At 71.8% G+C, this 26,483-nt stretch carries 26 protein-coding genes; 11 read left to right on the forward strand and 15 right to left on the reverse strand.

Translation table 11 applies throughout. From position 1 onward, the window contains the following. Positions 1–201: 201 nt before the first annotated feature. Positions 202–1,323, forward strand: a complete 1,122-nt coding sequence (locus tag AB0J46_RS10850; protein ID WP_358284127.1) for a CaiB/BaiF CoA-transferase family protein — start codon at positions 202–204, stop codon at positions 1,321–1,323. Between the two features lie 7 nt (positions 1,324–1,330). Here AB0J46_RS10850 and AB0J46_RS10855 read toward each other — a convergent pair whose 3' ends face one another. Beyond that, positions 1,331–2,557, reverse strand: coding sequence for an FAD-dependent monooxygenase (locus AB0J46_RS10855; RefSeq protein WP_364329362.1), 1,227 nt, complete (start codon positions 2,555–2,557; stop codon positions 1,331–1,333). 82 nt (positions 2,558–2,639) lie between these two features. On the opposite strand from AB0J46_RS10855, the gene AB0J46_RS10860 reads away from it, so the two are divergent. Continuing rightward, positions 2,640–3,158, forward strand: a complete 519-nt coding sequence (locus tag AB0J46_RS10860; RefSeq protein WP_364329365.1) for a helix-turn-helix domain-containing protein — start codon at positions 2,640–2,642, stop codon at positions 3,156–3,158. 22 nt (positions 3,159–3,180) lie between these two features. Here AB0J46_RS10860 and AB0J46_RS10865 read toward each other — a convergent pair whose 3' ends face one another. Then, positions 3,181–3,633: an effector binding domain-containing protein gene (locus tag AB0J46_RS10865; RefSeq protein WP_364329368.1), complete on the reverse strand. Its 453-nt coding sequence runs from the start codon at positions 3,631–3,633 to the stop codon at positions 3,181–3,183. Between the two features lie 96 nt (positions 3,634–3,729). On the opposite strand from AB0J46_RS10865, the gene AB0J46_RS10870 reads away from it, so the two are divergent. From AB0J46_RS10870 to AB0J46_RS10885, 4 genes are all read left to right on the forward strand, one after another. After that, positions 3,730–5,169 carry a GuaB1 family IMP dehydrogenase-related protein gene (locus AB0J46_RS10870; protein ID WP_357965821.1) on the forward strand — a complete coding sequence of 480 codons (1,440 nt, stop codon included), beginning with the start codon at positions 3,730–3,732 and terminating at the stop codon, positions 5,167–5,169. A gap of 139 nt (positions 5,170–5,308) precedes the next feature. Continuing rightward, the gene (locus tag AB0J46_RS10875) at positions 5,309–5,683 is read left to right on the forward strand and encodes an FKBP-type peptidyl-prolyl cis-trans isomerase (protein ID WP_352357863.1); all 375 of its coding nucleotides are present in this window, start codon (positions 5,309–5,311) and stop codon (positions 5,681–5,683) included. A gap of 109 nt (positions 5,684–5,792) precedes the next feature. Continuing rightward, positions 5,793–7,316, forward strand: coding sequence for an ATP-dependent DNA ligase (locus AB0J46_RS10880; RefSeq protein WP_364329371.1), 1,524 nt, complete (start codon positions 5,793–5,795; stop codon positions 7,314–7,316). An 848-nt stretch (positions 7,317–8,164) separates the two neighbouring features. Next, the gene (locus tag AB0J46_RS10885) at positions 8,165–8,962 is read left to right on the forward strand and encodes a septal ring lytic transglycosylase RlpA family protein (RefSeq protein ID WP_364329374.1); all 798 of its coding nucleotides are present in this window, start codon (positions 8,165–8,167) and stop codon (positions 8,960–8,962) included. A 1,408-nt stretch (positions 8,963–10,370) separates the two neighbouring features. Here the strand turns inward: AB0J46_RS10885 and AB0J46_RS10890 are convergent. After that, complete coding sequence (locus AB0J46_RS10890) at positions 10,371–10,967, reverse strand: DUF1707 and DUF4870 domain-containing protein (protein WP_364329377.1); 597 nt, start codon at positions 10,965–10,967, stop codon at positions 10,371–10,373. 130 nt (positions 10,968–11,097) lie between these two features. On the opposite strand from AB0J46_RS10890, the gene AB0J46_RS10895 reads away from it, so the two are divergent. Next, complete coding sequence (locus tag AB0J46_RS10895) at positions 11,098–11,442, forward strand: hypothetical protein (protein WP_352327808.1); 345 nt, start codon at positions 11,098–11,100, stop codon at positions 11,440–11,442. A gap of 70 nt (positions 11,443–11,512) precedes the next feature. Here the strand turns inward: AB0J46_RS10895 and AB0J46_RS10900 are convergent, their stop codons facing one another. From AB0J46_RS10900 to AB0J46_RS10925, 6 genes are all read right to left on the reverse strand, one after another. Continuing rightward, positions 11,513–12,616 (reverse strand): DUF4192 domain-containing protein, encoded by a 1,104-nt coding sequence (locus tag AB0J46_RS10900; RefSeq protein ID WP_364329380.1) that lies wholly within the window; start codon positions 12,614–12,616, stop codon positions 11,513–11,515. Between the two features lie 220 nt (positions 12,617–12,836). Beyond that, positions 12,837–13,586 carry an EI24 domain-containing protein gene (locus tag AB0J46_RS10905; RefSeq protein ID WP_364329383.1) on the reverse strand — a complete coding sequence of 250 codons (750 nt, stop codon included), beginning with the start codon at positions 13,584–13,586 and terminating at the stop codon, positions 12,837–12,839. A gap of 10 nt (positions 13,587–13,596) precedes the next feature. Next, positions 13,597–14,178, reverse strand: coding sequence for a nucleoside triphosphate pyrophosphatase (locus tag AB0J46_RS10910; RefSeq protein WP_352327805.1), 582 nt, complete (start codon positions 14,176–14,178; stop codon positions 13,597–13,599). Positions 14,179–14,206: 28 nt separating this feature from the next. After that, positions 14,207–14,797, reverse strand: a complete 591-nt coding sequence (locus AB0J46_RS10915) for a DUF937 domain-containing protein (protein ID WP_358284108.1) — start codon at positions 14,795–14,797, stop codon at positions 14,207–14,209. 99 nt (positions 14,798–14,896) lie between these two features. Further along, positions 14,897–16,816: an ATP-dependent zinc metalloprotease FtsH gene (gene ftsH / locus AB0J46_RS10920; RefSeq protein WP_364329388.1), complete on the reverse strand. Its 1,920-nt coding sequence runs from the start codon at positions 16,814–16,816 to the stop codon at positions 14,897–14,899. Positions 16,817–16,853: 37 nt separating this feature from the next. Further along, positions 16,854–17,672 (reverse strand): hypothetical protein, encoded by an 819-nt coding sequence (locus AB0J46_RS10925; RefSeq protein WP_364329391.1) that lies wholly within the window; start codon positions 17,670–17,672, stop codon positions 16,854–16,856. A 170-nt stretch (positions 17,673–17,842) separates the two neighbouring features. Here AB0J46_RS10925 and AB0J46_RS10930 point away from each other — a divergent pair, with 170 nt between their 5' ends. After that, positions 17,843–18,808: a DUF3616 domain-containing protein gene (locus AB0J46_RS10930; protein WP_364329394.1), complete on the forward strand. Its 966-nt coding sequence runs from the start codon at positions 17,843–17,845 to the stop codon at positions 18,806–18,808. Here AB0J46_RS10930 and AB0J46_RS10935 read toward each other — a convergent pair. After that, positions 18,798–19,466, reverse strand: a complete 669-nt coding sequence (locus AB0J46_RS10935) for a peptidyl-tRNA hydrolase (protein ID WP_364329397.1) — start codon at positions 19,464–19,466, stop codon at positions 18,798–18,800. The two genes, AB0J46_RS10930 and AB0J46_RS10935, sit on opposite strands and share 11 nt — an antisense overlap. Continuing rightward, complete coding sequence (locus tag AB0J46_RS10940) at positions 19,466–20,734, reverse strand: MFS transporter (RefSeq protein ID WP_364329400.1); 1,269 nt, start codon at positions 20,732–20,734, stop codon at positions 19,466–19,468. Before AB0J46_RS10940 ends, AB0J46_RS10935 begins: the two co-directional genes overlap by 1 nt. Before the next feature lie 71 nt (positions 20,735–20,805). Here AB0J46_RS10940 and AB0J46_RS10945 point away from each other — a divergent pair, with 71 nt between their 5' ends. Further along, positions 20,806–21,756, forward strand: coding sequence for a DJ-1/PfpI family protein (locus AB0J46_RS10945; RefSeq protein ID WP_364329403.1), 951 nt, complete (start codon positions 20,806–20,808; stop codon positions 21,754–21,756). Positions 21,757–21,761: 5 nt separating this feature from the next. Here AB0J46_RS10945 and AB0J46_RS10950 read toward each other — a convergent pair whose 3' ends face one another. Together AB0J46_RS10950 and AB0J46_RS10955 are read right to left on the reverse strand one after the other, a co-directional pair. Then, positions 21,762–22,526, reverse strand: a complete 765-nt coding sequence (locus tag AB0J46_RS10950; RefSeq protein WP_352357888.1) for a class II aldolase/adducin family protein — start codon at positions 22,524–22,526, stop codon at positions 21,762–21,764. 38 nt (positions 22,527–22,564) lie between these two features. Then, positions 22,565–23,014 (reverse strand): hypothetical protein, encoded by a 450-nt coding sequence (locus AB0J46_RS10955; RefSeq protein WP_358284089.1) that lies wholly within the window; start codon positions 23,012–23,014, stop codon positions 22,565–22,567. Between the two features lie 38 nt (positions 23,015–23,052). Here AB0J46_RS10955 and AB0J46_RS10960 point away from each other — a divergent pair, with 38 nt between their 5' ends. After that, complete coding sequence (locus tag AB0J46_RS10960) at positions 23,053–23,667, forward strand: TetR family transcriptional regulator C-terminal domain-containing protein (RefSeq protein WP_364329407.1); 615 nt, start codon at positions 23,053–23,055, stop codon at positions 23,665–23,667. On the opposite strand, the gene AB0J46_RS10965 is transcribed toward AB0J46_RS10960, so the two are convergent. Further along, entirely contained in the window at positions 23,626–25,107 is a 1,482-nt protein-coding gene (locus AB0J46_RS10965; protein ID WP_364329410.1) for an FAD-dependent monooxygenase, read from the reverse strand. The genes AB0J46_RS10960 and AB0J46_RS10965 overlap by 42 nt on opposite strands. Next, positions 25,104–25,733 carry a TetR family transcriptional regulator gene (locus tag AB0J46_RS10970; protein WP_364329413.1) on the reverse strand — a complete coding sequence of 210 codons (630 nt, stop codon included), beginning with the start codon at positions 25,731–25,733 and terminating at the stop codon, positions 25,104–25,106. Before AB0J46_RS10970 ends, AB0J46_RS10965 begins: the two co-directional genes overlap by 4 nt. Before the next feature lie 98 nt (positions 25,734–25,831). Here AB0J46_RS10970 and AB0J46_RS10975 point away from each other — a divergent pair, with 98 nt between their 5' ends. Further along, positions 25,832–26,407: an ABATE domain-containing protein gene (locus AB0J46_RS10975; protein ID WP_364329416.1), complete on the forward strand. Its 576-nt coding sequence runs from the start codon at positions 25,832–25,834 to the stop codon at positions 26,405–26,407. The last annotated feature ends 76 nt before the right edge of the window (positions 26,408–26,483 follow it).

Below are 26,483 nucleotides of genomic sequence, written 5' to 3' on the forward strand. Positions count from 1 at the left end.
CGAGCGCCTGCTGCAGACAGCCGCTGGACGCCGGCGATCTGTAGACCACCCGAACAGTGGGCAAGTTTCCCATACCTCCCACGAGTTCGCGGGAAGGACGCAAAAGGCCGCTTGCCACGACTTGCCGAATGTTGTTCTACTGAGGCAGGTTCGGAGCCGTGAAGCCAACCGTTTGCCTGTGCGACTGTCGAGGAGATGTCCATGTCGAAGGGTAGTGGCGGCCCGCTGGCCGGAGTGCGCGTGCTGGAGCTCGCGGGGCTGGCCCCGGGGCCGTTCGCCGGGATGATGCTGGCCGACCACGGCGCCGAGGTGCTGCGGGTCGACCGGGTGCAGGCCGTCTCCGACCGGCCTCGTACGGACGTCATGGACCGCGGCAAGCGGACGATCGGCCTGGACCTGAAGTCGCCCGAGGGCGTGGCCGCCTTCAAGGAGCTGGCCCGCAACGCCGACGTGGTGATCGAGGTCTTCCGTCCCGGCGTCGCCGAACGGCTCGGCATCGGCCCCGCCGACCTGCACGCGGTGAACGAGCGGCTGGTCTACGGCCGGATGACCGGCTGGGGCCAGGACGGCCCGCTCGCGCCCACCGCCGGCCACGACATCGACTACATCGCGATCTCCGGCGTGCTGTCGATGCTCGGCCGCGAGGGCGGCAAGCCGACCCCGCCGATCAACATCCTCGGCGACTTCGCCGGCGGCGGCCTCATGCTCGCCTACGGCGTGCTGCTGGCCCTGTTCGAACGCGAGCGCACCGGGAAGGGCCGGGTGATCGACGCCGCCATGGTGGACGGCGCCGCCCTGCTCTTCTCGATGTTCTACCAGGCCGCGCAGAGCGGCTTCTGGGGCCCGCGCGGCACCAACCTGCTCGACACCGGCGCCCCCCAGTACGACACCTACGAGACCGCCGACGGCGGCTTCCTGGCCGTCGGCTCGCTCGAACCGCAGTTCTGGGACGCCATGGTGAACCTGATGGGCCTGACCGGCCTGCCCGACCGCAACGACAGGACGCAGTGGCCCGCGCTCAAGGCCCGGCTGGCCGAGGAGTTCGCCAAGCGCACCCGTGCCGAGTGGGAGGCCCTGTTCGAGGGCTCGGACGCCTGCGTCTCGCCCGTCCTGTCCATGGCCGAGGCCGCGCGGCATCCGCACAACGTCGCCCGGGGCACGTTCGCCGAGGTCGGCGGCGTGACCCATCCGGTGCCCGCGCCGCGCCTGCTCGGCGTGCCGGACCCCGACCTGTCGCCGGCCACCCGCCTCACGGACCTGTCCGCGTGGGGGCTGCCGGCGGCGGAGGCGGAGAAGTTGCGGGAGCAGGGCGTGCTGGCCTGAGCCCTCGTCAGGGGCGGGGCATTGCCGGGCGCGCGTGGGCGGCGTAGTCCTTGAGCCGGATCGAGTCGTGCAGGCGCACCCCCTTGCTGCTGATCTTGGTCGCGGCCCTGGTGAGGGCGACCGGCAGGTGGTTGACCAGGCGGATGCCCTGGGTGAGCGCCCACACGTCGAAGCGGCTCCCGGGGACGATCCCCCTGGCCGCGCGGCGGGCGAAGGCGCGGCTGCGGCGCACGTACTCGCCGATCTCGGCCTCGTAGGCGGGGTAGGCCGTGCGGTGGTCGCCGCCGTGCGCGGCCAGCTCGCCCGCCAGCACGTACGCCCCCACGACCGCCAGGCTCGTGCTGCCGCCCACGGCCGGGCCCGGGCAGTAACCGGCGTCGCCGGCCAGCGTCACCCGGCCGCGCGACCAGGAGTCGAGCCTGAGCTGGGTGATGGAGTCGAAGTAGAAGGCGGAGGTGCGGTCCACCTCGTCCAGGATCCTGGGGACCTGCCAGCCGAGGCCGCCGAACCGCTCGCGCAGCAGTTCCTTCTGCCGGGCCACGTCCCGGTAGTGGTAGTCGAGCGGCTCCGGCGTCCTGAACAGGAAGCCGGCCCGGGCGTCGTCCATGTGCGCGGCGCTGTAGACGGCGGCCATGTAGCCCTCGCCCGCCAGGGCCTCCATCCGGCCGTCGAGGCCCAGGAAATTGGGGACGGAGGCGACGGCGAGGTACGCGCCGATCCAGGTGGCGAAGCGCTCCTCGGGGCCGAAGGTCAGGCGGCGCACGTTGGAGTGCAGCCCGTCGGCGCCGATCACCAGGTCGAAGCGGTCCTGCCGGCCGCTGTCGAAGCGCACCTCGCCGTCCTCGGCGATCGAGGCGATGGAGTCGCCGAAGACGTAGGCGGCGTCGTGCCGGGTGGCCTCGTGGAAGACCTCGCTCAGGTCGTCGCGCATGATCTCGATGTGCCGGTCGGAGACGGCGGTGAGGACGCGGCGCAGCTCCAGCTCCACGGGCCGCGCCCGGCCCTCGCGGTGGACCCGGAGCCAGTCGGTGCCGGTCTTCTTCGCCATGACCGGCTCCAGGAGGCCCATCTTCTCGACGATGTCCATGGCGGGCCGGAACAGGTCCACCGCGTGGCCGCCCGACTTCCTGAGCGCCGGGGCGCGTTCGACGACCGTGACCTCGAAGCCGTACCTGGTCAGCCAGTACGCCAGCACCGGCCCGGTGACGCTGGCGCCCGAGACGAGGACCTTCATGGCCCCCTCCTTACTTAACGGTTGGTAAGTGCACGCTAGCACGCGTCCTTACTTAACGGTAGGTAAGGGATAAACTTCAGGCATGCCCAGTGACACCAAGTCCCGTATCCAGGCGGTGGCCCGCGAGCTGTTCGCCGAGCAGGGCGTGCAGAACACCAGCCTGCGCCAGATCTCCGACCGGCTGGGCATCACCAAGCCAGCGCTCTACTACCACTTCGCCTCACGCGACGACCTGGTGCGCAGCATCGTGCAGCCGCTGGTGGAGGACTTCGAGCGCTTCGCCGCCAGGCAGGAGCCCGGCGACCCGCGCGCGCTGCTCGACGACTACTTCGAGCTCATGTGGCGCCACCGCGACGTGACCGGGATGATGGTGCGCGACATCTCGATCCTGGCCTACCTCGACCTGGGTCAGCGCATGTTCGAATGGCGGCGCGAGCTGATCGCCCTGCTGCTCGGCCCCGACCTCACGCGGGCCCAGCAGATCCGCGCCACACTGGCGCTCGGCGGCATGGCCGACTGCACGGTCGAGTACGCCGGCCTCCCCCTGGAGGAGGTCAAGCCGACGGCCGTCGCGGCGGCGGCCGAGGCGCTCGGCCTGTGACTCCTCGGGCCCGGACTCGGGCCTAGACGGCCACGTAGAGGTCGGCGCCCTCGAAGTGATGGACCTCCAGGTCCGTGGTGAAGGCGCGGGAGGGCTGGCCGCCCGACTCGGTGTGCTGCCACACCTGCTGCCACGCCTCGATCAGCGCCTGCGGCAGCTGCCCGCGGGCCGCCAGCCGGATCGACTTGGCGGCCGGCACTCGCACCGCCACCATGCCCTCGGGCAGGCGCGGCACCGTGCGCACGCCGATGCCGACGATCTGCGTGTAGGCGCCGGTGTGGTCGCTCTCGTAGTCGGTCAGCACCGCGTAGAGGTTCTCGTCGATGCGGCCCGGCACGTGCGCGAAGGCCCCCGGCGCGCCCGCCCGCTGCCACAGCGTGGGCAGCGCGGCCCGCGCCGGATCCGCCTCGTCGGCGTTCGTCGTGCGTACGGCGAAGCCCACGACGGTCAGCTCGGCCCGTTCGACGATGTCCACGACTTACCTCCCCCAAATGTGTCCCCGGCCGATCATAAGCCCCGGAGAACGGGGGAAACCCCTTGTTGGACCTGTCACCCCATAAGATGGATGAACGTGAAGTTTCTCAACGACCAAGAGCCTCGTTACGATTTGACTTACAGCGACGTGTTCATGGTGCCGTCGCGCTCCTCGGTCGGATCGCGGCTCGCGGTCGACCTCTCCACGAACGACGGCACGGGCACCACGATCCCCGTCGTCGTCGCCAACATGACCGCGGTCGCCGGCCGCCGCATGGCCGAGACCGTGGCCCGCCGCGGCGGGATCACCGTGATCCCCCAGGACATCCCCCTCGACGTCGTCGCCGACGTGGTCGACTGGGTCAAGAAGCGCGACCTGGTCCACGACACGCCGCTCACCCTCACCCCGCACGACACCGTGGGCGAGGCGCTGCAACTGCTGCCCAAGCGCGCCCACAACGCGGTCATCGTCGTCGACTGGGACAACCGGCCCGTCGGCGTGGTGACCGAGGCCGACTGCCAGGGCGTGGACATGTACACGCAGCTGTCCGAGGTCATGTCGAGCGAGCTGCTCACGCTGCCCGCCGGACTCGACCCGCGCGGCGCCTTCGACCGCCTGCACGAGGGCCGCCACCGCCTCGCGCCCATCGTGGACGACGAGGGCCGGCTGGTCGGCATCCTCACCCGCACGGGCGCGCTGCGGGCCACCCTCTACCAGCCCGCGCTCGACGCCCAGGGCCGCCTGCGCATCGCCGCGGCCGTCGGCGTGAACGGCGACGTCGCCGCCAAGGCCAAGGAGCTGCTGGAGGCCGGGGCCGACTGCCTGGTCGTGGACACCGCCCACGGCCACCAGGAGAAGATGATCGCCGCCCTGCGCGCCGTCCGGGCGCTCGACCCCGGCGTGCCGGTCGCGGCGGGCAACGTGGTGACCGCCGAGGGCGTGCGCGACCTGGTCGAGGCCGGGGCCGACATCCTCAAGGTCGGCGTGGGCCCGGGCGCCATGTGCACCACGCGGATGATGACCGGCGTCGGGCGGCCGCAGTTCTCGGCGGTGCTCGAATGCTCGGCCGAGGCCCGCCGGCTCGGCAGGCACGTCTGGGCGGACGGCGGCGTCCGGCATCCCCGCGACGTGGCCCTCGCGCTGGCGGCCGGGGCGTCCAACGTCATGATCGGCTCGTGGTTCGCCGGCACGTACGAGTCGCCCGGCGACGCCCGCACCGACGCCGACGGGCGCAAGTACAAGGAGAACTTCGGCATGGCCTCCTCCCGCGCCGTACGGCTCAGGACGGCCGAGGACTCCGCCTACGACCGGGCCAGGAAGGCGCTGTTCGAGGAGGGCATCTCGACCTCGCGCATGTACCTCGACCCCAAGCGGCCCAGCGTGGAGGACCAGATCGACGGGATCGTCGCGGGCCTGCGATCGTCGTGCACGTACGCGGGCGCGGCGAACCTCGAGGAGTTCCACCAGCAGGCCGTCGTCGGCATCCAGAGCTCCTCCGGCTACGCCGAGGGCATGCCGCTGCACCAGAGCTGGTGATCAACCGGCGCCGGTGACGTGCCCTTTCTCCCGGCTTCGGGCGGCCCGGCGCCGGGAGAAAAGGGCGGGCATGAACGACGGCCGCACCCCGACGGCATAGAGTCGTCGGGTTATTGTCATCGTCAACAGGAGCACATTCGTGGCACTCGAGAAGCCCGAGATCGACTTCCCCGAGGGCAACCCGCCCGCCGACCTGGAGATCGTCGACCTCGTCGAAGGCACTGGCCCCGAGGCCAAGCCGGGCCACAACGTCAGCGTCCACTACGTGGGTGTCTCGTTCTCGTCCGGGGAGGAGTTCGACGCGTCGTGGAACCGCGGCCAGGCGTTCGAGTTCCCGCTCGGGGGCGGCCGCGTCATCGCTGGCTGGGACCGCGGGGTCGCCGGGATGAAGGTCGGCGGCCGTCGCAAGCTGGTCATCCCGCCGCACCTCGGTTACGGCGACCGCGGCGCGCCGCCGCGCATCAAGGGCGGCGAGACGCTGATCTTCGTGGTCGACCTGCTCGGCGTCAGCTAGACCGGGAACGGGCGGGCCGCCGACGGCGGTCCGCCCGGCTACCCCTGCTTTGAAAAACCCGGGACATATCGGGTGGGGAAATGTCGGCGTGGTGAGGCACGATAGCGGTGTGCTTCTGATCGACGTGGTCCGGACCTCCGACGCGGTGACGCGCACCTCCGCACGGCTGGGCAAGGTCGGGCATCTGGCCGAACTGCTCGCCCGGGTCGGCCCGGACGAGGCGGAGATCGCCATCGCCTACCTGTCGGGCGACCTGCCGCAGCGCCAGATCGGCGTGGGCTGGCGCTCACTGGAGGACGTCCCGCAGCCCAAACTCGCCGCAACCGCCACCCTCACGACCGTCGACGCGCTGCTGACCCGGATCAAGGCCGTCTCCGGCCCCGGCTCGCAGGCGGCGCGCAGAGCGCTGGTCGCCGAGCTGTTCGCCGGGCTGACCAGCCAGGAGCAGCAGTTCATGCGCAGGCTGCTCAACGGCGAGCTGCGCCAGGGCGCCCTCGACGGCGTGATGATCGAAGCGCTGGCCAAGGCGTCCGGCGCGCCGTCGGCCGACGTGCGGCGGGCGCTCACCCTGCGCGGCTGGCTGCCCGCCGTGGGCGCGGCGGCGCTGACGGGCGGCGTGGCGGCGCTGCACGCGTTCAAGCTGGAGGTGGGGCGGCCGGTCTCCCCCATGCTCGCCGGCAGCGCGCCCAACGTGGCCGCCGCGCTGGACAAGGCCGGTTCGCCCGCGTCCCTGGAGTGGAAGCTCGACGGCGTACGCGTGCAGGCCCACCGCTCGGGCACGCAGGTGCGGGTCTTCACCCGCACCCTCGACGACATCACCGCGCAGGTTCCCGAGCTGGTCGAGGCGGTGCTCGGGCTCGACTCCGCCGACCTGGTGCTCGACGGCGAGGTCCTCGCGCTGCGGCCGGACGGGCGTCCCCACCCGTTCCAGGTGACCGCGAGCCGCGTCTCCAGCAAGACCGACGTCGCCAGGCTGCGCGAGCAGACCCCGCTCAGCGTGTTCTTCTTCGACGCGCTGCGCGCCGACGGCGCCGACCTGCTCGACCTGCCGTACTCGCAGCGCCAGGAAGCCCTGGCCCGCGCCGTCCCGCTCGGACTGCTGACGCCACGGCTGATCACCGCCGACGTGGCCGAGGCGGAGAAGTTCTTCACCGACGTGGTCAAGGCGGGCCACGAGGGCCTGGTGGTGAAGTCCCTGTCCTCGCCGTACGCGGCCGGCCGGCGCGGCGCGGGCTGGATCAAGGTCAAGCCCCGGCACACGCTCGACCTGGTCGTCCTGGCGGCCGAGTGGGGCCATGGCCGGCGCGAGGGCAAGCTGTCCAACCTGCATCTGGGCGCGCGCGACCCCGAGGGCGGGTTCGTCATGCTCGGCAAGACGTTCAAGGGGCTCACCGACGAGCTGCTGGCCTGGCAGACCGAACGCTTCCTCGAACTCGCCGACGGCCCCACCGACGAATGGGCGGTCAAGCTGCGGCCCGAACTGGTGGTGGAGATCGCCTTCGACGGCGTGCAGCGTTCGCCGCGCTACCCCGGGGGGATGGCACTGCGGTTCGCCCGGGTGCTGCGCTACCGTCCGGACAAACGCCCCGAGGACGCCGACACCGTCGCCACCGTCCGCTCCCTCATGCTCTGACCCCACCTGCCGGCCTGCACATCCGCAGCGTAGGAGCCCGGCCCGTGAAGGTAGGCGAGGGGTCACCCGGCGCTGCCATCGCTTCCCCTTGCACGCCCTCCCGAACGCCTTACCCGTCCGCCCCAACGACCGCCGCTCCACCTTGCCACCAGACCCCCTGCACACGCTGCCGGACAGACTGCACACCTCAAGAGCAGGCGAGCAGGGACTGCTCGCCTTGCTACCGCCTTCCCACACCCCCTCCCAGGACGGACTGCACACCCGCGAACAGGCGCAGCAACGCGCGAAGGCTGGCGAGCACGGAGTTCCCGCCTTGCCCCCCGCACACCCTCCTCGAATGGACTGCACACCCAAGAACAGGCACCGCGGCGAGTGCAGCGGCGAGGAGCGGGGTGGCCGTCTTGTCGCCGGGTTCTGCTGTTCATGGCGTGAGGCGGAGTCCCTCGGTCTCGACCTGAGGGGCGGGTTGGGCCGTTCGCGACCTTGGATCAGGTCGGCCCGGTTTCGGCCTTAGATCAAGGCGGCCCGGTTGCGGCCTTAGATCAAGTTGGCCCGTTTGTGGGCTGCGGTCGGGTTGGCCCGAGGCGTGGTGTTAGACGAGTTCTGTCGTTCTTCGGAAACCCCAAGATCCTCGGCGTACGCTCGGCGTTCTGGGCCTCTTGCGCCCTTAAGTGAGATATGTCACTGTATGTCGCATTAAGTTGTCTTTACCTGCTGTTTGTCGCATATGTTCGTCCTCGCCCGCCGGATCCCCCATCCCTTGCGGGCGGACAGGCCGTCACACGCCTCACACCCCCCATGACCTGGCCTTTCCCTTTCCTGTCCCCTAGCTAGGACCGTGGTTTACCTTGGGCCAGCACTCCCACAAATCGTCCCCCAACGACCGCAAGCTCTCCCCGGGCAAGCGCCGCTGGACCGCCATCGCCGCCGGGGCCGCCGTAGTGGCCGCCGCCTCGACCACCGCCTGGGCCGCCGTCGGCAACGACGCCCCCGGCACCACCGCCGCCAAGGACGCCGCCACGGCGACCACCTCCACCGGCACCCCCAACCCGGCGGTCGCGGCCAACGCCTCCCAGACCAGGACCATCACCCCGGTTCCCACGGCTTCGAGCCCCAGCGCCTCGACCTCCACCGCTTCGGGGCCGAGCGCGAAGAGCGTCCCGAACTCCCCTCACGGCGCCAACCCGGCGCCGAAGGCCCCCGCCGCCGCCCGGCCCGACGCCACCGAAACGTCGGCCTCCGACACGGCCTCGTCCGACACGGCGGCATCCGAGGCTGCAACGTCCGACTCGGCGAAGAAGACGACCAAGACCGTCAAGCCGGTCAAGCTCCGGGCCACGAAGCCGAAGGTCCGCGTCCTGTCCTCCGGGACGTGTGGCGCCTCGTACTACGGCGAGCCCCAGATGACGGCCAGCGGCGAACGCTTCAACCCCTCCGCCATGACCGCCGCGCACAAGACCCTTCCGCTGGGCAGCCGCGTCCGCGTCACCAACCCGCGCAACGGCTCGTCGGTCACCGTACGCATCAACGACCGCGGCCCGTATGTGGGCGGCCGGTGCCTCGACCTCTCCAGGGCCGCGTTCGACGCGATCGGCAGCCTGGGCTCGGGCGTGATGACCGTCCGCTACGAAGTCCTGGCCCGCTGACCGCGTTCGGTCTCTCCTCGGCCCCGCCCCCGCTCATTCGTCCCCTGGGGGCGGGCCGGGCCCTCCCCCAACACCGCCCCCCACGAATCCCACAATTACGCCGATCCTGGCTGCCAACATCCCAGCCCCGATCGCCGGTCTCTACCGGCGGGCCGGGAGCCAAGGGATTGGAACCGCGACATCGGGATCGAGGTGTTCGGGGGACGGGCATCGGTCGTCCGGGGGGACCGAACCCGGAATGTCGGGGCTGCGACCGGAATGCCCCGAGGGCTGGAACCCGAGGACTGGGCCCGCCGGATGTCCAGGAGCTGCGACCGGGATGCCTGGAGGACTGGTTGGACAACTGGTTCCCGACATCACCGACATCCCCGGGCCGTTACCGCGGCCCGCGATCCGCCCCTTCTGCCCCCTGCTCTTCCCAGACGTCCCTCAACATCCCTCGCCCCGGCCCCCGGACGTCTCTTCGATCGCGGTCTCGATACCGCAGTTTCGATGGCTCGGGCCCCGACCCGAAATCCCCCACCCCGATTCCCCAGGGACGCCCCCGACGTCCCACGCTCCAGATCTCCGGGTCCCGATCCCCCGCCATTCCCGGACGTCCCCCGACATCCCGCAGGCTCGCTCCCAGACGGCTCCCCGGTCCCAGTCCCGACGCCACGGTTTCGACACCTCGGGCCCCCGACCCGAAACCCCCGCACCCCGATTCCCCAGGGACGCCCCCGACGTCCCTAAGTCCCGATACCGCGGGCCCCGGATTCGGATCTCCCCGATCCCCGCCCTCCCCGGACGTCCCCCGACGTCCCACAGGTCCGGTCCCGGACGGCTCCCCGATCGCAGTCCTGACACCGCGGTTCAGATATTTCGGGCCCCCGACCCGAGTCTCCGGGCACTTGGCATTGCCAAATGTCCCCCCAACATCCCTCGGTCCCGCTCCCCGGTCGCGGGCCTGATACCTCGGGGCCCTCAACCCGACAGCCCCCGTCCACCCGCATCCTCGGATACCCCGGCGAGGTACCGATCCCGTGATCCCTCAGGCCTCCCGACCCGAAATCCCCGGATCACGATTTCCCGGGGGCGCCCCCGATGTCCCCGGACGTCCCCCGACGTCCATTAGTCCCGGTACCGCGTGCCCGGATCCCCGGTCCCCCGCGATTCCTGGGCCGTCCCCCGACATCCTTTGGGCCCGATCTGAGGTCCCCGGGCCTCTACATCGCTTGGTCCTGATCCAGATCCTCGGACGTCGCGATCCACCTCTCGGATATCCCCCCGATATCCGGTACCCGCGAGGCCCCGCATCTGCGATCCGCGTGTCCGTCTACTAGCCGCCGCTGCGCGTCGGCTTTCTCCAACCCGTGCGCACGCCGCCGTTTCGTCGAGAGCAGGCTCCCCCGCGTGCTGCCGGGAAGCGTTACTTGACCAGGCGGACCGTCAGCGGGTAGCGGAAGCTGCTCTCGGCCAGGGCCGAGATGCCACCGACGATGCCCAGGACGACGGCGCCGACCCAGATCACCGGCAGCAGCACGATGCCGATGACGGTGAGCGGCAGGATGCAACTCGCCCCCACCACGGTGAGCTGGAAGTTCAGGGCCTCCAGCGCCTGCCGCCGCAGGTACGGAGAGGTCTTGGCCGCCGTGAGCAGCAGGATCAACGGGCCCACCACCGGGATCCCGATGGCCATCAGCAAGTGGCCGAGGGCGGCCTGGACGCGTTCGTTGCTCTCCGGAGCCCGTTCCGGACGGACCGGCCGGGGCATCGGCGGCGCGAATCTCGGCACCGCCATCGTCCCGTACAGCTCGTTCATGATGGGCATCAGGTCGCCGTGCGTACGCGCGGTCATCGCGCGTTCCAGCCGGTCGTCGAACTCCAGCTTGTCGAAGCGGCCCTCCGCGTAGGCAGCCTTGACGTGCTCGACGACGTGCTCTCGGTCCTGGTGGGTGACGCGCAGATGAGCTGGCGGCACCTGTCCCGGCCCGGGGGTCTTGGGTACCCCAGCCATGATGGTCATGCCTCTCCTTGGAATCGGCAGTCAACTTTCATACTGCGTCCTCGGAGCCGGACGTGCCATCGGGAGAAACCCCGAGCTGTCCCCGAGATCATCCCCGACACCGGCGCTCCGGACGGTATAAAAAGGATCCATGAGATGGCGAGACCGCTACGGTATCCGTCGGCTGCGCGGGCAGAAGATCGCGCGGTTCGACCGCGAGGCGACCGATGCCGACATCGAAGCGCTCATCGCCTTCGCACGTTCGCGGCGTGGCGTCGAGTTCTACGTCGAGCCTGAGACGTTCGCCACCGACACGACCGCTGTGGCGGTGGCCGACGACGGCGAGTGGACCAGGCGCAGGGTCGGGTCGCCCGCGGTGATCCACAAGGTGGCCCGAGACCTGGCGTTACCGGTGTACGACGTGCAGCTGACGGGCTATCCCCCTCGGATGCGTGCTTACAACGAGCGCCGGCGCCGCGAAGAAGGCAGCCTGTAGTTCCGGCGGGAAGGGTGCTGGTGGAGGCCACCGGCACCCTTTCTTCATGCGCTCGCGCCCGGCCCCTTCTTCATGCGCTCGCACCCGGCCCCCGGTGCCGGTCAGGTCCCGGCGGGGGCGGGACGTCGTCGAGCAGGCCGAGCATGGGGATCAGCCAGCCGCCGTTGGCCGGCCCCATGGCGGTGTCGAGCTCGGCGGGGCTGGGCAGGCGGTCTCGGACGACGGCGGGTGAGAGCAGGCTCTGCAGGGCGTGCATCAGGAGGTTGGCCATCGAGTAGTGGGGGTCGGTGGTGAGGGCGCGTTCGAGGGCGATGGTGGCCAGGATGTTGTCGCCCGTGCGCCAGGCCGCCATGGCCAGCAGGGAGGCGGCCGGCGGGACGAAGCGGGGCTCCAGGCGGCGGGTGAGGTCTTTCCACAAGGGCAGGTGAGCCTCGCGCATCATGGTCCAGGCTTCGTCGCGGACTCTGATCACGGTCAGGGCCAGGCCCAGCCGGGCGGCGGCGATGTCGTCGAGGCGGGCGCCGTCGGCGTGGGCGGTCAAAGTCGCGCGGACTTCGGCGAGGGCCTCGGCTACGTAGCCGCGGGCGAAGGTGTCCAGGTCCGGGGCGGCCACCAGGCGGGCGCGGACCTCGGCGACGGCGGTGGCGGTGGCCTGGCGCATCGCCATGCGGACCGGGCCGGTGGCGGGGGCGATCGTGCGTTCGAGACTGCGGCGGTCGGGGAGGGCGACCAGGCCGCGCACGGTGGCCTCGGCGGCGATCTGGCTGGTGGTCGGGTCGTACGGGGTGCCTTCGGGCGGGCAGCACCGGGGCAGGTCGCAGACGTAGGACCAGTAGCGGCCTTCGTGGGCGCGGAGCGCCTCGCCCACGCGGATCTCCGATGCGGCGGCGAGCCGCCTGGCCTCGTCGACGGCGGGTGTGACCGTGTCGCCTCTGCCGTAGCCGACGATGACCAGCTCGGTGACACCTTCACGGGACAGCAGGCCGGGGAGGGGGTCGAGGGTGCCCCGGGGGAACGGGAGGTCCCACCTCGCGGCCACCTTGGCCTGGCCCCGGTGGAGGCCGACCACGACCAGGCTGTCGTGGGGGTGGAAGCCCACCAGGTAGGGGACGGCGGCCAGGATGTCGGCCGGGCTGGTGAGCGTGAGGCAGGGGGCCGGGGCGTTGGTCGTCATGAGCGTCAAGGGTGCCGGGAGGGCACGCCCCGGAAAGGCCCGAGCGCGGTTCTGTGGATGACGAGCGCCCCGACGGCCCGCCCTGTGGACGACCGCGCACGAATGAAACAAACCGGCAGGCCAGGGGGCGGAGCCGCAGGCGGGTATCAGGTGGGTGGGGGGTTACGCGGGTGGGGAGCCAGGCCGCTGGGATCACGCGGGTGGGGTCATGCAGGTGGGGTCAGGTGGGTGGGGTGGGTGGGGTGGGGGATGTGCGGGCGCGTACGAGGAGGGCGGCGCCGGCCACTGCGGCCGGCATCGCCACCACCGCCACGAACGGCACCAGGAACAGCAGGAACCCCACCACCCCGAACCCCAGCGTGGTCGCCATGTTCCGGCGCAGCAGCGCGAACCGTTCCTTCCTGGCCACCCCCCGGCGTTCGAGGGCCAGCGTGGTGAGCTCGACCGTCAGGAAGAACCCGGAGACGAAGGCGCCGACCACCGGCACCACCGTCTGGCCGATCACCGGTACGAACCCCAGGAAGAACAGCGGCACGGTGAACAGCAGCACGTAGAACAGGGTGATCAGGCTGTCCCTGATCGAGCGGGGCAGCGTACGCCACCACGGCTGCTCCACCTCCCCGGGCAGCGGGTCGGCCTCGGCCGAGAGCCGTTCGTAGAACGGCTCGCCGATCGCCAGCGTCAGCGCCGTGAACGTCAGCACCGCCAGCGCCAGCCCGCCGAGGAAGATCGCGATGCCGACCAGCGTGCGGAACAGGTCGGCCCAGCTCCACGAGTCGGCGAACGGCGTGAAGAACTCGGCCAGGTCGCGCGCGTGGGTGCCGAGCAGGATCAGCGCCGCCACGTAGACGGCGAACGCGATCACCGCCGGGATCAGCCCGAACAGCCACCACCGGCCGTGCCGCGACACCCAGCCGAGACCCTGGAAGAAGAAGCCGACGCCGGCGGCGAAGTCGCGCAGAGATCGCATGCCCGGCAGGCTAGCGCCAGAACGACGTGACCGCGTAACCCAGCTCGTCGAACAGCTCGCGCAGCAGCGGCAGGGACACCCCGAGCACGTTGCCGTGGTCGCCCTCGATGCCCTCGACGAACCAGCCGCCGCGCCCCTCGATGCTGAACCCGCCGGCCAGGCCGAGCGGCTCGCCGGTGGCGACGTAGGCGGCGATCTCCTCCTCCGACGGCTGGCCGAAGCGCACCACGGTGGTGGCCACCTGCGCCGCCTGCCGGCCGGCCGGCACGTCGATCACGCAGTGGCCGGTCACCAGGCGGCCGGTGCGCCCGCGCATGATGCGCCAGCGCTCGACGGCCTCCTCGGGGGTGCCGGGCTTGCCGTAGGGGCGGCCGTCGAGTTCGAGGATCGAGTCGCAGCCGATGACCAGCCCCTCCTCCAGCCCGCTCGCGACGGCCTGCGCCTTGGCCTTGGCCAGGACGAGGCTGAGCGCCGCCGGCGAGTGCGCGGAGAAGGCGTCCTCGTCGACCCCGGAGACGATCACCTTGGGGTCGAGGCCGGCGTTGCGCAGAACGGTGAGGCGGGTGGGCGAGGCAGAGGCCAGAACGATCACCGTCCCAGCTTACCGAAGGCCCGCGCGGTCACCAGTCGTGGTTGGGGGTGCCCCTCGCGGGCTGCCGGTCGGCCGGGTCGTACGGGCCGCCCTGGGCCGGGACGGTGCCGCCGAAGATGCCGCTCAGCAGGCCGTCGAGCAGGTGGCCGAGGCCGCCGGGCAGCGAGGCGTGCTCCTCGCGCAGGTCGGCGGCCAGGGCGGAGGCGTCCATGTTGGCCTTGGCGGCGCGGCCGGCCAGGAGGGACATGACCATGGGGGCGACGAGCGGGAGCAGCCGCATGATGGTGCCGGAGCTGACGCCGGCCAGTTGCGAGAGCCCGGCCGCGGCCCGTTCGGTGCCCTGGCCGCCGAGGACGTGGCCGAGGATGCTGTGGCCGTCGCGGGTCAGGGAGGCCACGTCGCCGTTGAAGGGATCGGCGTCGACGTGGTCGTCGAGGGCGCCGCGCAGGGCCTCGGCGCCGTCGGGGTGCTCGGCGTTGCGGGCCATGCCGCCGATGACGGTGCCGGCCACGGCCTCGACGACCTTGCGCGCCGTGGCCGTGTCGGTGCCGAGCATGCCGGCGATCTGGTCTACGCCTGAGTCGCCGAGCTGGGTGAGAAGCTCGTCATTCAGTGTCAAGGCAGTCCCCCGATCCGAGTCGCGGGAGACGTTCCCCGGCCGTGATCGAGGCAAGGCCGGGGTTCCCCTAAGTCTCGGGAAAGGCGGGACTGCCGTGGCTCAGTCGAGGGCGGGCTGCTTGCTGCCGCTGGCCAGGCCGGCGGCGGCGTACGCGCTCGCCTCGTCGAGCGTCTCGTGTTCGAGCAGGGCCGCCACGATGCCGTCGAGCCGTTCGCGGTTCTCGGTGAGCACCTGGACGGCGCGCTCGTAGCACTCGTCCACGATGCGCCGCGCCTCCTCGTCGACGGTGGCCAGCGTGGCCGGCGACGCCTGCGGCGAGGAGCCGTCGTTGGGCAGGATGGTCAGCGGGCCGATCTTCTCCGACATGCCCCAGCGGCCCACCATGCCGCGCGCGATCATGGTGACCTGTTCGAGGTCGTTCTCGGCGCCGGTGGTGATGATGCCGTAGACGACCTGCTCGGCCGCCATGCCGCCGAGCGCGCCGGTGATGCGCCCGCGCAGGTACGGCTCGTCGTAGGCGTAGCGGTCGGTGTCGGGGGTGGACAGCGTGACGCCGAGCGCCCGGCCGCGGGGGATGATCGAGATCTTCCTGACCGGGTCGGCGCCGGGCTGGAGCATGCCGAGCAGGGCGTGCCCGGCCTCGTGGAAGGCGGTGCGGGTGCGCTCCTCCTCCGGCATCACGATGCTGCGGGCCGCGCCGAGCTGGAGCTTCTCCAGCGCGTCCGCGAAGTCGGACATGTCGACCTTCTCCTTGCCGCGCTTGGCGGCGAGGAGTGCGGCCTCGTTGACCAGGTTGGCCAGGTCGGCCCCGGTCATGCCGGGGGTGGTCTTGGCGATGCGGTCGAGGCTGACCTCGCCGTCGAGCGGCACGCCGCGCGAGTGGACCTCCAGGATGGCCGTGCGTCCTGCCGCGTCGGGCAGGCCCACCTGCACCGTACGGTCGAAGCGCCCGGGACGCAGCAGCGCCGGGTCGAGGATCTCGGGCCGGTTGGTGGCCCCGATGACGATCACGCCCTCGGCGCCGGAGAAGCCGTCCATCTCGGTGAGGATCTGGTTCAGCGTCTGCTCGCGCTCGTCGTGGCCGCCGATGCCGCCCGCGCCGCCGCGGGCCCGTCCGATGGCGTCGATCTCGTCGATGAACACGATCGAGGGCGCGACCTTGCGGGCCTCCTCGAACAGGTCGCGGACGCGCGAGGCGCCCACGCCGACGATCATCTCGATGAACTCGGAGGCGCTGGCCGAGAAGTACGGCACCTTGGCCTCGCCCGCCACGGCCCTGGCCAGCAGCGTCTTGCCGGTGCCGGGAGGGCCGGCGAGCAGCACGCCCTTGGGCAGCTTGGCGCCCAGCCTGCGGTACTTGCCGGGGTCCTTCAGGTAGTCGACGACCTCGACGAGCTCGTTCTCCACCTCGTCGATGCCGGCGACGTCGTCGAACGTGACGCGCACCTTGTGGGCCTCGACCGGCTTGGCGGCCTTGGACTTGCCGAGCCCGCTCAGTCCGCCGCCCATCATGCTGGCGCCGCGGCGCATGATCCAGATCCACAGACCGGCCAGCAGCAGCACGGGCAGCAGCGACAGCAGCAGGTTGGAGAAGAAGCCGCGGGTCAGCGGCTTGGACGTGGTCTCCACCTGGGCCGACTTGAGCTGCTGGTCGAGCTGGTCGGTGTTGGCGAAGGCGGGGATCTCGGTCTGGAACTTGGTGTAGGACTCGTTGCTCTCGGGGTTCTTGGCCGAGCTCCTCAGGTCGCCCTCGACCGACAGCCCCTGGGCGTAGATGTCCTTGACGTTCTTCGCCTCGACCTGCTTGGTGAACTCGGTGTAAGAGATCGTCTCGACCGAGTTGTTGTCGACCAGGGAGGAGACGACGAAGAAGCCCGCGTACACCACGAGCAGGGTGACGACGAATCGCCACCAGTTGATCTTCGGCCGCCCGCCTGGCGAACCGGGCAGGCCTTCCGAGCGCCAGGGCGGCTTGACCTTGCCCTTGTTCGGTGCCTGCGGCGGTCCAGAGCGTTCCACGGCGTCACTCCCCCACATCGCCGCATACATGATCTTTCTAGCCTAGAACACGCACTCCTGAGACCACGCGGCCAATATCACGCCAACGCTTCCTCTGCGAGTCAGGCACTGTGACGAACGCAAGTCCTGGCTTGCTCATTCCCCCGTCCATCACCACGACGGCCGCCCGGGAGGAATGTTTGCCGTATTTGACGCGATATACGAGCATCCATCCGGTTTTGACGCGTTGTGAGGCAAGCCAGCTGATCTTGGAGCCCTTGGGGTGGTGGTTGAGCGTCCAGCGCGCGGCCAGCAGCGCCGTGTCGCGCGGCGACTTCTGCTCCATGATCGGCAGCGGGCAGGTCACCAGCATGCCGCGCAGCCTGCCGCCGCGCACCGCCGGCAGCACCTGCTTGCTGGTGAACGGCGCCGCCCCGTGCGTCTTCCACGGCTTGCCCAGCCGGGGCACGGCCAGGCCGGTGCGCCTGTCCTTCACCAGCCGTTTGGCCGGCCTGGGCAGGGCCATCCGCTTGACGCGGCCGGTCAGGCGGGGCACCCGCGGGTCGGCGTACAGGGCCTGCATGGCGGTGTAGCCGGGCGCGAGCGAGGAGCCCGGCGACGGCGACGGGGTCGGCGTGAGAGCGGACGTCGGCGTGAGGGAGGACGTCGGCGTGGAGGACGACGTCGGCGTGGGGGTGGCCGACGTCGTGGGGGCCGCCTCGGATGAGGCGGGCGCGGACGAGGCGGGTGCGGCCGGCGGCGCGGTTACCGGCCCCGCCACGACCTCGTCCGGCCCGGACGGGAGCGCCAGGACGATCACCGTGGCGCCGACCGCCACGGCCGCCACGACGGCGAGCCCCCGATATATCGACCGCATCCGGACATCGCCGATGCGGGAGCGCCTGGGCGGTGAAACAGGGTTCGCAGGGCGGTCTGTGGTTCTCACTCGTGAACCCTCGGTCTCATCTTCCCCATGGAGCACGACGGGAGCGTACGACATATCCCGCCATTGCGTGTGTGAAGCGACCGAAGTGCAATCATGGCGGGGTGGAACAGGTGGAACTGCGGTTCGGCGAGGACTCCCGGTTCGCCCAGACGCACACGAATCTCTCCGCGATCAGGTGGGAGCCGTCGGGACTGTGGGTGGCCGGCGACGAGACCGCCACCGTCGAGCGGCTCACCTGGACCGGCGACCACTTCGGCGACGAGCGCTCCTTCTTCCTGGCCGACTACGTGGACCTGCCCGCCGGACGCTTCGACGAGGCCGACATCGAGGGCCTGGCCAGGGCCGACGGCCATCTGTGGGCGGTCGGCTCACACAGTCTCAAGCGCCGCAAGGCCAAGCCGGGCTCGCCGGAGAAGTCGATCAGGCGGCTGGGCACGGTCGTCCGCGAGGAGAACCGGTTCATCCTGGTCCGCCTGCCGCTGGACGGCACCGGCGAGCGTCCGCTGCCCGGCGCGATCCTGTCCGGTGAGCGCAACGTCGCCGCCATGCTGTCCGGCGACCGCCATCTGGCGCCGTTCCTGGCGCTGCCGGGCAAGGACAACGGGCTCGACATCGAGGGCATCGCGGTCGTGGGCGAGCGGGTCTACCTGGGGCTGCGCGGGCCCGTGCTGCGCGGCTGGGCGGTGGTGCTGGAGATCCGTCCCGTGGACGACGGCGGCGGCCGGTTACGGCTCGACGGGCCGTACCGCAAGCACTTCCTGGACCTCGGCGGGCTGGGCGTGCGGGACATGTGCCCGCACGGCGGCGACCTGCTGCTGCTCACCGGCCCGACGATGAGCCTGGACGGCCCGGTGCGGGTCGTGCGCTGGCGGGAGCGGCAGGGCGGCGGGCTGGTGCCCGCGCACGACCTGGAGACGGTCCTGGAGCTGCCCTACGGCGTCGGCGACGACCATCCGGAGGGGCTGGCCGTGCTGCCCGACGGCCGGCTCATGGTCGTCTACGACAGCCCGTCGCCCGCCCGGATCACCCCGGCGGGCGGCGTGCTGGCCGACGTCTTCACGATCTAGCGACCCGTCCCAGGAGCCAGGGCGCCTCGGCGACGAACGTGCACGAACCCGGCTCGATCTCGGTGAACCCGGCGTCGCGCACCACGGGCAGCCCGGCGGTCACCTTGGCGTCGAAGTCGTCCCTGCCGGGCGCGGCGCGCACGGAGACGGCCAGGCCGGCCGCCCGCCAGGCGGCCCGCTCGGCCTCGTCACTGGCCCACCAGGCGAGCTGCGCGGCGTGCCCGGCCTGGGCCATGGCCTTGCCCGCCGACATGGTCAGCACGGGGTTCTCCCACAGGACCGGCGGGCCGGAGGGCGGGTGGCCGGGCTCGGCGGCGTCGCTCAGCTCGGTGCCGCCCACCTGGAGCCGGGCCAGATCCTTGGGCCAGGCGTCGAGCGGGACGGGCGGGTGCACCCGCACCTCCGCCGTGCGGTGCCCGACCGTGCGGCCGGGGAGCGCGGCGGCCCTGCGCCACTCGGCGCCCCTGGCCCGCCGCACCACCTTGCGGATCTTGCCGGTGGACTGCCAGGCGTGCAGCTCGGCGGCCCACTCCCCCGGGTCGTCCAGCAGGCTCAGCACGGCCATGGCGGCGGCCTCCAGCGCGTCGGTGCGCTCGGGGGGAGCGGCCCTCTCGATCCTGACCACGAGGGGGAGGACCATCAGTTCGGTCTCGTTCATCACCGTCTAGCATGCCGGATGGCCAGGGACATTCCCGCGGCCAGCAGGCAGAGGGCGCCGGCGGCGTACCAGGCCAGGTCGTAGGCGCCGAGATGGTCGCGGGTCAGGCCGGCGCCCACGGCGGCGACGGCGGCGCCCACCTGGTGCGAGGCGAAGACCCAGCCGAACACGACCGCGCCGTCCTGGCCGTAGATCTGGCGGCACAGGGCGACGGTCGGGGGCACGGTGGCCACCCAGTCCAGGCCGTAGAACACGATGAAGATCAGCATGCTGGGCTCGGTGGTGGCCGCGAACAGGCCGGGCAGCAGCATCAGCGACAGGCCGCGCAGGCCGTAGTAGACGCCGAGCAGCAGCTTGGGGTTGACCTTGTCGCTGAGCCAGCCGGAGGCGACCGTCCCGGCGATGTCGAAGATCCCGATGATCGCGAGCAGACCGGCGGCGACCGGCTCGGCCATGCCGTGGTCGTGCGCGGCGGGGATGAAGTGCGTGCCGACCAGGCCGTTCGTGCTCATGCCGCAGATCGCGAAGCCGCCGGCGAGGAACCAGAAGGGCCGCGTGCGCGCGGCCGAGCGCAGCACCGTCAGCGCCCGCGCCGCCGCGTTCCCGCCGGCCGGCCCGGTCCGTACGGCGCCCGCCTCGGCGCCGAGCGCCGTCGTGCCCACCTCCTCGGGGTAATCGCGCAGCAACCACCAGACGAACGGCACCACCGCGAGCGCGGCGCCCGCCACCGTCAGGGAGGCCACCCGCCAGCCCGGCCCCTCGGCGAGCCAGGCCAGCACGGGCAGGAAGATGAGCTGCCCCGTCGCGCCCGCCGCGGTCAGGATGCCGGTGACCAGCCCCCGGTGCCGGACGAACCAGCGGTCGGTCACCGTGGCGGCGAACACCAGCGCCATCGACCCGGTGCCGAGCCCGATGAACACGCCCCAGAACAGCAGCAGGTGCCAGCTCGCCGTCATGATCACGGTGAGCCCGCTGCCCACCGCGACCAGCAGCAGGGCCAGCGACACCACGCGGCGCATGCCGAAGCGGTCCATCAGCGCGGCGGCGAAGGGCGCGGTCATCCCGTAGAGCACCAGGTTGATCGACACGGCCAGTGAGATCGTGCCCGTGCTCCAGCCGAACTCGTCGTGCAGCGGGGTGATCAGCACGCCGGGGGTGGCGCGGAAACCGGCCGCGCCGAGGATGGCCACGAAGGCCACGGCCGCGACCCACCAGGCGCGGTGGATCCTGCGGGTCCGCGTGGGGGCGGGGGTGGTGCTCAACGTCATGCGCCAATCCTGATTCATCGCATTTTGACGGCGCGAGTGGCCCGAAAGCCAATATGTGCAAGAATCGGGCCATGGCCCATCGTGTCGCGGTCGTCGTGCTGAACCACTTCGCCCCGCTCGACCTCGGCGTGCCCGGCCAGGTCTTCGAGTCGGCCGAGACGCCGGACGGCGAGAAGCTCTACGAGGTCGTGACCTGCTCCCCCGACCGCGAGCCGGTCCGCTGCACGGCCGGATACACCGTGCTGCCCGACCACGACCTCGACGTGCTCGACACGGCCGACACGGTGCTGGTCCCCGGCATCCACGCGGGCCGGGCGATGAAGGACGGCACGATCACCGCCACCCTGCGCGCGGCCCTGCAAAACCGGCCTCGGGTCATGTCGATCTGCACGGGCGCGTTCGTGCTGGCCGCGGCGGGCCTGCTGGACGGCCGCCCGGCCACCACGCACTGGCGCGAGGCGGCCCGGTTCGCCGCCCTGTTCCCCCAGGTCAAGCTGGACCCCGACGTGCTCTTCGTGGACGACGGCGACGTGCTGACCTCGGCCGGGGTGGCGGCGGGCCTCGACCTGTGCCTGTACGTGATCAAGCGCGACCACGGCACCGAGGTGGCCAACCGGGCCGCCCGCCGCTGCGTGATGCCGCCCTGGCGGGACGGCGGCCAGGCGCAGTACATCGAGCGCCCCCTGCCGCACGACGGCGCCGGCGGCACCGCCGCGACCCGCGACTGGATGCTGGCCCACCTCGACGCCCCGCTCGACCTCGGCGTGCTGGCCGCCCACGCCAGGATGAGCGTGCGCACCTTCACCAGGCGCTTTCGCGAGGAGACCGGGATGAGCCCGGCCAAATGGCTGTCCGGTCACCGCGTCCGCCACGCCAGGCGGTTGCTGGAGACCACCGACCTCGGCGTGGAGGAGGTGGCCAGGCGCTCCGGCTTCGGCACGGCGGTCTCGCTCCGGCAGCACCTGCACGCGGCCGTCGGCGTCGCGCCGCTGACCTACCGGCACACCTTCCGCAGCTCCTGAGAGCCCTACTCGAACAGGTCGGGCTGCTCGCGCACGATCTGGTCGTGCAGCGGCTGGTAGTTGATCCAGCCGACCAGGTCGTTGCCGATCTGCTGGTGGGTGAGCGCGGCGTTGTCGGGCTCGATGGGCACGACCTGCCCGGCGGCCTTGGCCAGGAGCTGCACCTGGGCCGAGCGTTCCATGGTGATGAACCACCAGGCGGCCGCGTCGACCGTGTCGCCGACGGTCAGCAGGCCGTGGTTGCGCAGCACGAGGGCCTTGTTGCCGCCCAGCGTCGCGGCGATGCGCTTGCCCTCCTCCAGGTCGGTCACGACGCCCGTGTAGTCGTCGAACAGCGCGTTGTCCTGGTAGAAGGCGCAGGCGTCCTGGGTGATGGGCTCGATGGTCTGGCCGAGCGCCGACAGGGCGCGGCCGTGGATGGAGTGGCTGTGGGCGGCCGCGACGACGTCGGGACGGGCCTGGTGCACCTGCGAGTGGATGGCGAAGGCGGCCTCGTTGACGTGGTAGCGGCCCTCGACGACCTGGCCCTCGTGGTTGACCAGGATGAGGTCGCTGACCCTGACGTGCTTGAACGACATGCCGAACGGGTTGACCCAGAAGTGGTCGCTCAGCTCGGGGTCGCGGGCGGTGATGTGCCCGGCCACGCCCTCCTCGAACCCGAACCTGCCGAAGATGCGCAGCGCCGCCGCGAGGCGTTCCTTGCGGTGCCGCCGCTCCTCCTCGATCGTCTCGAACGTCGGCGGCAGGCGGAAGATGAGGTTGTCCGGCATGGCTCTCCTCGTGCACAGAATGTTGTTCTGACCGCAGACTAACGCCTGAACGGCACGCCCGCCGTCCGCGACCTGGCCAGGATCACCAGGGCCTCGCCGAGCAGGCCGACGCCGATCGACAGCGGGATCGAGCGCACCTCCTCGTGCATGCCGGTGGCCAGCGCCAGCGCGCCCACGCCGAAGCTGATCGCGAACGTCACGACCCACACGACCAGCGTCCGCCAGGTGTAGCGCTGCCAGAGCACGCCGTCCTTGGGGAAGACCTGCGTGGTGGCCGCACGCAGGGCGCCGAAGGCGACGCCGATCAGGGCGGTGACCGCCAGCCACATGATGTCGAGCGCGGTGGGGCGCAGGTCGAGCAGGCCGTGGAGGCCGATGCCGATGAGGATGACCGGCGGCGCGTACACGTCCTTGGCGACGAGCGGCTGGCCGATCATGCGCCGGGCCACGGAGTAGACGACGAGCGCGGCGATTAGTAGCACGTCCATGCTAAATAAATTAGCAGGGCCGTGCTATAAAGGACAACATGCCGAAAGTCGTGGATCCCGAGACCCGCCGCGACGAGGTGGCCGACGCCGTGTTCCGGGTCGTGCGCCGCGCCGGGTTCGAGCAGGCGTCGCTGCGGAACGTGGCGGAGGAGGCCGGGCTCGCCATCGGCTCGGTCCGCCACTACTTCGCCGGGCACACCGAGCTGATGACCTTCGCGATGCGCGCCTCGATCGAGCGGATCAGCGCGCGTCTGGAGGAACGCGTCGGCCCGCTGCTCGCCGCGCGGAACGGCGAGGAGCGGGCCGAGCTGGTGGAGCAGATGTTGTCGGAGCTGCTGCCCCTGGACGAGCCGCGGCTGGAGGAGGCGGCGGTCTGGCTGGCCTTCACGACGGCCGCGCGCACCCGGCCGGAGCTGCGGCCGCAGGCCCGCGAGGCGTACGACGGCATGCGCCGCCTGGTCGGCCGGATCATCGAGGGCATCGCCGCGCACGGCCGCCTGGACGCCGACGTCGAGGTGGAGACCGAACGGCTGTGCGCGCTGATCGACGGGCTCACGGTCGAGGGCGTGCTGCACCCCGAGCGGATGACGCCCGGCCTGATGCGCCGCTGTCTACGCCGCCACCTCGACACCCTTGCCGAACCAGGTCTCTAGCGCCTGCGTCAGCGTCTCGTCCGGCGTGCCCGCCCAGGCCACGTAGCCGTCGGGGCGCACCAGCACGGCCTCGGCCGGGCACGACGGCACGGTGACCGTCTCGACCCGCTCGTGGCGCACGCGCAGCTCGCCGGTGCGGTCGAGCAGCAGCGGCCGGGCCCGGGAGGCGGGCTCTGCGGGCAGGTCGGCCAGGAACCGGCCGGCGAGGGGATGCCCGCTGCCGGGCGTCGGGTAGGGCAGGTCGGAGCCCGCCATGAGCGCCGCGACGCGCCGCCGGTTGGCGTCGTCGTCCAGCAGCTCGGCGAACAACGTGCGCAGGGCGGTCACGTCGGGGCCCGGCGCGGCCAGCGCGAGCTGGGCGCTGGAGTGCAGGGCCACCCGCTCGGCGGCGGGCCTGCGCTCGGCGTCGTAGGTGTCGAGCAGCCCCTCGGGCGCCCAGCCCTGGAGCTCGGCGGCCAGCTTCCAGGCCAGGTTGGCGGCGTCCTGGAGGCCGAGGTTGAGCCCGGGGGCGCCCATGGCCGAGTGCACGTGGGCGGCGTCACCGGCGACCAGGACGCGGCCCGCCCGGTAGCGGTCGGCCACCCGGGTCTCGCGGCCGTTCAGCCGCCGGAGCAGGTGGGGGCCCTCGCCGGTGGGCGGGGCGAGCGGCAGGTCGGCCCCGAGCACGCGGGCCAGGCTCGCGCGCAGCTCGCCGATCGTCATCGGCACGTCGTCGCCGGGGGCCTCGCCGCCCCACTCCATCGCGGTGACCGAGAGCTGGCCCGGCCCCGTGGGGAGCATCGCGTACGCGCCGCGCTCGGTCCGGTGCCAGGTGTAGAGCACGAACGTGCCGTGGCCGGGCACCTCCATCTCGGGCGTGCCGGGCCGCACGACCGCCCCCGGCACGGTGACGTGGGCCGTGCGGCTGACGACGTCCGGCGCGCTCACCCCCGGGAAGCCGATGCCGGCCCGCTTCCTGACCAGGCTGTGGGCGCCGTCGCAGCCCACCAGGTAGCGCGTCCGCAGCTCGAAGGGGCCTTCGGGGCCCGTCACCGCGAGCGTGACGCCCTCGGCGTCCTGCTCGAAGCCGGTCAGCTCGTGGCCGCGCCGGATCTGCACGCCCAGCTCGGTGGCCCGCCGCTCGAACAGCTCCTCCAGCTCCGGCTGCCGGACGGGCAGCGCGCGCAGCGGGTTGCCGTCGAGCCCGGCCAGGTCGAGCGGCATGGCGCCGAAGACGAACGCGGGCACCGGCGCGGGCGCCGCGGCGAGCCCGCGCTGGTGCAGCAGGCCGACGACCTGGCCGATGATGCCGTTGGCCTTGGGCCGGCCGCTGCGGGCGGGCAGGCGTTCGAGCACGACGGGCCGGACTCCGGCCAGGCTGAGCTCGCAGGCCAGCATCAGGCCGTTGGGGCCGGCGCCGGCGATGACGACGTCCGCGACCGCGGCGTCTGTCGAGGTCATGGGGTCTCTCCTTCGGTTCTGGGGTGGGGGGCGGGCAGCCCGGCGGCCAGGCGGTGCAGCGCCTCGCGCAGCACCGGCACCAGCGGGACGGGCGGGCCGGAGCGCAGCCAGTGGCCGACGGCCACCTGCACGGCGGCGCTCACCGTGGCCGCCACCAGGTGCGGGTAGAGGTCTTGGTCCGGATCGGTGCCCGTGCGCTCGGCCACGGCCGCGGCCAGCTCGCCGTCGGCCGCGAACTGGGCCTTCAGCGCCTCGGCGCGCAACGCCGGCTCCTCGGCCAGCAGCCTGGTGAGGGCCAGCCGGTCGGCGTCGGGCGGCCCCGGGCTGGTCAAGGCCAGTTCCCAGGGCTCGGCGACGGCCGCGATCAGCGCCTCCCACAGCGGCTCGGCCGCCGGGCGGGCGCGCAGCACGGCCACCGTCCGCCGGACGCGGTCGGTGTGGCGGGCGGCGAGGGCCTCGTACTTGCTGGAGAAGTAGTTGTTGAACGTGCGCGGCGACACGCCGACCAGCTCGGCGACGTCCTCCACCCGGACGTTCTCCAGCCCGCGCTCCAGGGCCAGCCGGAGCGCCGCGTCCATCAGCGCCTCGCGGGTCGCCTGCTTCTTGCGCTCCCTCAATCCGGTCACTCTTTCAGAGTACGCACTTTTTCTGATCACGCAATCTTTCCGAACCAGCAACTTTTTACCTAACGGCCGCACGATCGAGCAGGCGTTAGATTGGAGAGATGTCCACCACGCTGACCATGGAGTTCGCCGGCACGGTCAGGGCCGACCGCTCCGGACCCGTCGACCGGCTGCGCGACGCCGCCGCGATGACCGAATGGCTCCGCGAGCACGCGGCCGACCTGGGCCTGCCGCCCGGCTTCACCGCCACGGAAGAGTTGCGCGAGCAGACCGTACGGCTGCGCCAGGCCGTCCGGGCGCTGCTGGCCAGGGCGATCGCGCCGGAGCCGCCGAGCGTCGCGGACGCGGCCACCCTGCCCGGTTTCGCCGAGTCGCTGGCCCTGGTCAACGCCACCGCCCTGGCCGCCCCCACGGCCCCGCAACTGTCGTGGACCGGCGAGCCGGCGCTGACCATGACCCCCGCGACCAAGGCGAACCCGTCCACGCGCCTGCGGGGGCGGCTCGCCGTCGCGGCGGTGGAGTTCCTGGCCGGCCCCGACCGCGTCCTGCTCCGCACCTGCGGGGCCCCGCGCTGCGTGCTCTATTTCGTCAAGGAGCACCCGCGCCAGGAGTGGTGCTCACCGGCGTGCGGCAACCGCGCCCGGGCGGCGCGGCACTACCGGGAACACAAGAAATAGCCCTCTCTAATGCCAACGACCCACTTTTGCCGTTATATTGATTTCTAACGGCCAATCAGTCGTGCAACCGTTAGAC

Origin of the sequence: Nonomuraea sp. NPDC049758, from assembly GCF_040674635.1 — a bacterium.
Taxonomy (GTDB): Bacteria; Actinomycetota; Actinomycetes; order Streptosporangiales; family Streptosporangiaceae; genus Nonomuraea.

Excerpts from the sequence above, each read along its gene's own strand:
- AB0J46_RS10975 (WP_364329416.1), top strand. The coding sequence starts at position 25,832 with ATGTCCACCACGCTGACCATGGAGTTCGCCGGCACGGTCAGGGCCGAC.
- AB0J46_RS10960 (WP_364329407.1), top strand. The coding sequence starts at position 23,053 with ATGCCGAAAGTCGTGGATCCCGAGACCCGCCGCGACGAGGTGGCCGAC.
- AB0J46_RS10850 (WP_358284127.1), top strand. The coding sequence starts at position 202 with ATGTCGAAGGGTAGTGGCGGCCCGCTGGCCGGAGTGCGCGTGCTGGAG.
- AB0J46_RS10890 (WP_364329377.1), bottom strand. The coding sequence starts at position 10,967 with ATGACCATCATGGCTGGGGTACCCAAGACCCCCGGGCCGGGACAGGTG.
- AB0J46_RS10905 (WP_364329383.1), bottom strand. The coding sequence starts at position 13,586 with ATGCGATCTCTGCGCGACTTCGCCGCCGGCGTCGGCTTCTTCTTCCAG.
- AB0J46_RS10935 (WP_364329397.1), bottom strand. The coding sequence starts at position 19,466 with ATGAACGAGACCGAACTGATGGTCCTCCCCCTCGTGGTCAGGATCGAG.
- AB0J46_RS10955 (WP_358284089.1), bottom strand. The coding sequence starts at position 23,014 with ATGGACGTGCTACTAATCGCCGCGCTCGTCGTCTACTCCGTGGCCCGG.
- AB0J46_RS10965 (WP_364329410.1), bottom strand. The coding sequence starts at position 25,107 with ATGACCTCGACAGACGCCGCGGTCGCGGACGTCGTCATCGCCGGCGCC.
- AB0J46_RS10925 (WP_364329391.1), bottom strand. The coding sequence starts at position 17,672 with ATGCGGTCGATATATCGGGGGCTCGCCGTCGTGGCGGCCGTGGCGGTC.
- AB0J46_RS10860 (WP_364329365.1), top strand. The coding sequence starts at position 2,640 with ATGCCCAGTGACACCAAGTCCCGTATCCAGGCGGTGGCCCGCGAGCTG.
- AB0J46_RS10940 (WP_364329400.1), bottom strand. The coding sequence starts at position 20,734 with ATGACGTTGAGCACCACCCCCGCCCCCACGCGGACCCGCAGGATCCAC.
- AB0J46_RS10900 (WP_364329380.1), bottom strand. The coding sequence starts at position 12,616 with ATGACGACCAACGCCCCGGCCCCCTGCCTCACGCTCACCAGCCCGGCC.
- AB0J46_RS10855 (WP_364329362.1), bottom strand. The coding sequence starts at position 2,557 with ATGAAGGTCCTCGTCTCGGGCGCCAGCGTCACCGGGCCGGTGCTGGCG.
- AB0J46_RS10945 (WP_364329403.1), top strand. The coding sequence starts at position 20,806 with ATGGCCCATCGTGTCGCGGTCGTCGTGCTGAACCACTTCGCCCCGCTC.
- AB0J46_RS10950 (WP_352357888.1), bottom strand. The coding sequence starts at position 22,526 with ATGCCGGACAACCTCATCTTCCGCCTGCCGCCGACGTTCGAGACGATC.
- AB0J46_RS10895 (WP_352327808.1), top strand. The coding sequence starts at position 11,098 with ATGAGATGGCGAGACCGCTACGGTATCCGTCGGCTGCGCGGGCAGAAG.